Below are 4,630 nucleotides of genomic sequence, written 5' to 3'. Positions count from 1 at the left end.
ATGTTTATTTGATTTTGGGTCTGTATGAGACTTCATGGTTATGGCGGATGGTTTCCTCCGTTTCCGCCAGAACCAAGCCCGTGAGACTCGTCTCACGGGCTTTTTTCTTGGTCACTGCCCCGGCATTGCTCGGAGCAGTTTTCAGTCCATCAGTTGACCATCACCAGCTTGCCCTTGACGCTGCGCGAGCCCATCAATGCGTACGCGGCTTTGAGGTCGCTCATGGGCAGGGTGCGGTCCAGCACGGGTTTGATTTTTCCTTGGCCGTACCACTGGGCCAGTTCGGCCATCATGGCGGCGTTGGCTTTGGGTTCACGCTTGGCAAAGTCGCCCCAAAACACGCCGACCAGGGATGCGCCCTTGAGCAAAGGCAGATTCAATGGCAGCGAGGGGATGGGGCCGCCGGCAAAGCCCACCACCAGATAGCGTCCGCGCCAGGCGATGGAGCGGAAGGCAGGTTCGGCCAGATCGCCGCCCACGGGGTCGTAGACCACGTCGGGGCCTTTGCCCTCGGTGAGGGCTTTCAGGGCTTCGCGCAGGTTTTCGGTGCTGTAGTTGATGGTGGCATCGGCCCCCAGTGTTTTGCACAGGGCGCATTTTTCGTCGGTGGATGCGGCTGCGATCACTTTGGCCCCCATGGCCTTGGCAATCTGGATGGCCGCTGTGCCCACACCGCCTGCAGCGCCCAGCACCAGCACGGTCTCGCCGGCTTTCAAGGCGGCACGGTCGACCAGCGCATGGTGCGAGGTGGCGTAGGTCATGATGAAGGCCGCGCCATCGGTGGCCGGAAAACCAGCGGGTAAGGGCATGCACAATTTGGCCGGAGCCAGGGTGTGGGTGCCAAAACCGCCAGTGCCCGACAGGCAGGCCACGCTTTGTCCCACGCTCAGGTGCGTCACGCCTTCGCCCACAGCTTGCACCGTGCCGGCGTATTCGGAGCCGGGCACAAAGGGCAGTTCGGGCTTCATTTGGTATTTGTTTTGCACGATCAGCAGGTCTGGGAAATTCAGGCTGGCCGCTTGGATTTGAATGAGCACTTGGCCCGGTCCGGGCGTGGGGGTGGGCATTTCTTTCCAGTTCAGCGCTTCAACGCCAGTGGGGTTCTCGCAAAGCCAAGCATACATGCCGTGTCTCCAAATGAAATCAGGGGTCAAAAAGGATGGATCTTAGGCACTGAGGCTGGGCGTTTCATGTCCCCCTAGCGACCGCTTGGCCAGCCATGCCGCAGCGCAGGACGCCGCGCGCTGTTCTCGCCCCGGCATCCCCCTACAATGGCCGATTCCACAACCGTTCACGTATGAAAATCCTGATCTCCAACGACGATGGCTTCCGGGCTGAAGGCATCGTGGCTTTGCACGCAGCGCTCCAGGGCATTGCCGATGTCGAGGTGGTTGCCCCAGAGCACAACAACAGCGCCAAATCAAATGCCCTGACCCTGCACACACCCTTGTATGTGAACCGCGCCGACAACGGGTTTCGGTATGTCAACGGCACACCGGCCGACTGTGTGCACATCGCTTTGACCGGCTTGTTGGGTTACCGCCCCGACTTGGTGATTTCGGGCATCAACAACGGTGCCAACATGGGCGATGACACCTTGTATTCGGGCACCGTGGGCGCTGCCATGGAAGGGTATTTGTTTGGCATTCCAGCCATTGCAGTGTCGCAAATCGACAAAGGTTGGGCCCATTTGGATGCGGCGGCGGCCACTGTCAAAAAAATGGTCCAACAGATGATGTCCGATGCGCTGTTGGACACGCGCCCGTGGTTGCTGAATGTGAACATTCCCAATTTGCCTGTGGACCAGATCAAGACGCCCAAGGTCTGTCGCCTGGGGCGACGCCATGCGGCGGAACCGGTCATCACCCAGGTGGACCCCAGAGGCCAGACCATGTATTGGATAGGCAATGCCGGCGCGGCGATGGACGACAGCGAGGGCACCGATTTCCATGCGACCGATTTGGGCCATGTGGTGGTCACGCCGCTCAAGGTGGATTTGACCGAACACGATCACTTGCAGCGTTGGTCACAGGTTTGCGGGCGTTTGTGGACGCAGGGCGGCGCATGAAACCTCGGCCCAGTTTTCCTGCGAAATGGGACACTTCTGGCGCACCTGCGCCAACGCCTGCGCACAAGGCACCCAGCCCACGGCCTGCCATGCCGCTGGGGCGTGTGGTCCAGTCGGCACCGCAGCTTGCGACCTCCGCGCGTCCCGCTGCCATGCGGCAGCCGCCTTCGCAGGCGCTGCCTGTGTCATCGGGTTTGGGACTGGATTCGAGCGCGGTGCGTGCCCGCATGGTGGGCAAGTTGGCCGAGCAAGGGGTGCAAGATGCCTGGGTGCTGCAGGCCATGGGCCGCGTGGAGCGACACCGTTTTGTCGAAACCGCGTTGGCGGGCCAAGCTTACGAAGACACCAGTTTGCCCATCGGTCTGGGGCAGACCATCTCCAAGCCCAATGTGGTGGCCCGCATGATCGAGTTGCTGCGGCAAGATGCGCCGGGCAAACTCGGTCGGGTGCTGGAGATCGGCACCGGCTGTGGCTACCAAGCGGCGGTGCTCAGCCATGTGGCGACCGAGGTGTACAGCATCGAGCGGTTGCGCGGCTTGCACGAAAAGGCGAAGAAAAATTTACTGCCTTTTCGCTTGCCCAATGTGCACCTGATTTTGGGAGATGGCATGCTCGGCTTTCCCAAGGGCGCGCCTTACGCGGGCATCATTTCTGCGGCGGGGGGCGAGGATGTTCCGGTGGCTTGGTTGGACCAGTTGGCCGTGGGGGGCCGGTTGGTGGCCCCCACAGTCACGGCCTCAGGGCAGCAGGCTTTGGTGGTGATTCACAAAACCGCCACCGGGTTTGATCGGCAAGTTTTGGAGGCCGTTCACTTTGTGCCTCTAAAATCAGGCGTTGCTTAAAGGAATAAAGCTGAATGATTTTTCGTGATGTTTCCCGTTTATGGCTCACAGGTTTGACCGCCGTTGTGTTGGTTGGGTGCTCTTCCTCGCCCCGCACGCCCGCACCTGTTGAAAGTCGGGGCGGCGTTTCACGCCCGTCTGCACCGGTTGTTGCAGCCGACACGGTCAAAATCATGCCTGGGGCTGAAAACGCTGGGAAACCCGGGTTCTACACCGTTCAAAAAGGTGACACGCTCACCCGTATCGCTTTGGACAACGGTCAGACTTGGCGTGATTTGATGGCTTGGAACAACCTGCCCAATGCGCATTTGATCGAAGTAGGGCAGGTCTTGCGGGTGGTGCCGCCCGGCGCTTCGGTTCAGGCCAGCGGCGTGGTGGTGCAACCTATTGGAGGCGGGGCTGAGGCGCCTGTTGAGCCCAAACCTGCACCCGCAGCTTCGCCCAGCGCCAACGACGAAGGCTTGGCATTCGCTTGGCCAGCCAGTGGCCGTGTGATCGCTGGATTTGACGAAGCCAAAAACAAGGGCCTGGACATTGCAGGGCAACCAGGCGACCCGATTTTGGCCGCCGCCGATGGCCAGGTGGTTTATGCTGGTTCAGGCTTGCGCGGGTATGGCAATTTGATCATCCTCAAGCACAACAACACTTTCTTGACCGCTTATGCACACAGCCAGACTTTGATGGTCAAGGAAGACCAAAAAGTGCGCAAGGGTCAGAAAATCGCCGAAATGGGCAAGACCGATGCTGACCGTGTGAAGCTGCACTTCGAGATTCGCCGTCAGGGCAAGCCGGTGGACCCGGTCAAGTACCTGTCGGCGCGCTGAAGCCTCGCCTTGATGGCGTCCGCTCACAATCAATAGGCCTCGCGCATGCCTTGGCCCGTTTTGGTTTTTGACATCGAAACCATCCCCGACATGGCGGGGTGGCGTCGGCTCAACCCGACTGACCCGCAGTTGACGGATGGACAAGTGCACGCGCAGTGGCAGGCCGAGCGGGCCGCAGAAGGCAAAAGCGATTTCATGCCTCTGTACCTGCAGCGCATCCTGTGCATCAGTTGTGTGTATCGCAATGCCGAGGGTTTGCGCGTGCACTCCTTTGTGGACCGCGATGGCCACAGCGAAGCCAAAGTGGTTCAGACCTTTTTCCAAGCCATTGAAAAGCATGCCCCCCAGTTGGTCAGCTGGAATGGCAGCGGTTTCGATTTGCCGGTGTTGCACTACCGGGGCTTGATGCACGGCGTGGTGGCCGACAAATATTGGGACTTGGGTGACGACGACCGTGAGTTCAAGTGGAACAATTACATCTCGCGTTACCACATGCGCCACCTGGACCTGATGGACCTGTTGGCCAAATACACGCCCAAAAACAACGCCCCCATGGACGCTTTGGCCACACTGTGCGGCTTTCCCGGCAAGCTGGGCATGGACGGCTCGCAGGTCTATGCGCAGTTTCAAGCTGGGCACACCGAAGACATTCGGCGCTACTGTGAAACCGATGTCATGAACACCTACTTGCTTTATTGCCGGTTTCAGAAAATGCGGGGCGGTTTCACCGAGGACGAACACACGCAGGAAATCGCCTTTGTCAAAGACCAGGTCCACAGCCTGACCGGGCAAGAACCCCATTGGCAGGAATACCTTCAAGCTTGGGCTTGATTTTTTGCAGCCCAAGGCCTGAACAGAACGTCCAAATGGGGCCCACATCCTGAGACAATTGCAGG

At 59.6% G+C, this 4,630-nt stretch carries 5 protein-coding genes; 4 read left to right on the top strand and 1 reads right to left on the bottom strand.

The window, feature by feature from the left end; all coding sequences use genetic code 11:
* Positions 1–149: 149 nt before the first annotated feature.
* Positions 150–1,124: an NADPH:quinone oxidoreductase family protein gene (locus Q0341_RS12590; protein WP_299513894.1), complete on the bottom strand. Its 975-nt coding sequence runs from the start codon at positions 1,122–1,124 to the stop codon at positions 150–152.
* A gap of 173 nt (positions 1,125–1,297) precedes the next feature.
* On the opposite strand from Q0341_RS12590, the gene surE reads away from it, so the two are divergent.
* The 4 genes from surE to Q0341_RS12570 are packed head-to-tail and all read left to right on the top strand — an operon-like array spanning position 1,298 to position 4,565.
* Entirely contained in the window at positions 1,298–2,068 is a 771-nt protein-coding gene (surE, locus tag Q0341_RS12585) for a 5'/3'-nucleotidase SurE (protein ID WP_299513891.1), read from the top strand.
* Entirely contained in the window at positions 2,065–2,910 is an 846-nt protein-coding gene (locus Q0341_RS12580; protein WP_299513888.1) for a protein-L-isoaspartate(D-aspartate) O-methyltransferase, read from the top strand. The genes surE and Q0341_RS12580 overlap by 4 nt, the downstream gene beginning before the upstream one ends.
* 14 nt (positions 2,911–2,924) lie before the next feature.
* On the top strand, positions 2,925–3,734 hold the full coding sequence (locus Q0341_RS12575) for a peptidoglycan DD-metalloendopeptidase family protein (protein WP_299513886.1): 810 nt from the start codon (positions 2,925–2,927) through the stop codon (positions 3,732–3,734).
* Positions 3,735–3,779: 45 nt separating this feature from the next.
* The gene (locus Q0341_RS12570) at positions 3,780–4,565 is read left to right on the top strand and encodes a 3'-5' exonuclease (RefSeq protein ID WP_299513884.1); all 786 of its coding nucleotides are present in this window, start codon (positions 3,780–3,782) and stop codon (positions 4,563–4,565) included.
* Positions 4,566–4,630: the final 65 nt, after the last annotated feature.

It is taken from the genome of uncultured Limnohabitans sp. (assembly GCF_937889215.1).
GTDB lineage: Bacteria > Pseudomonadota > Gammaproteobacteria > Burkholderiales > Burkholderiaceae_C > Limnohabitans_A.
This window is presented reverse-complemented; position numbering and strand designations above follow the sequence as displayed.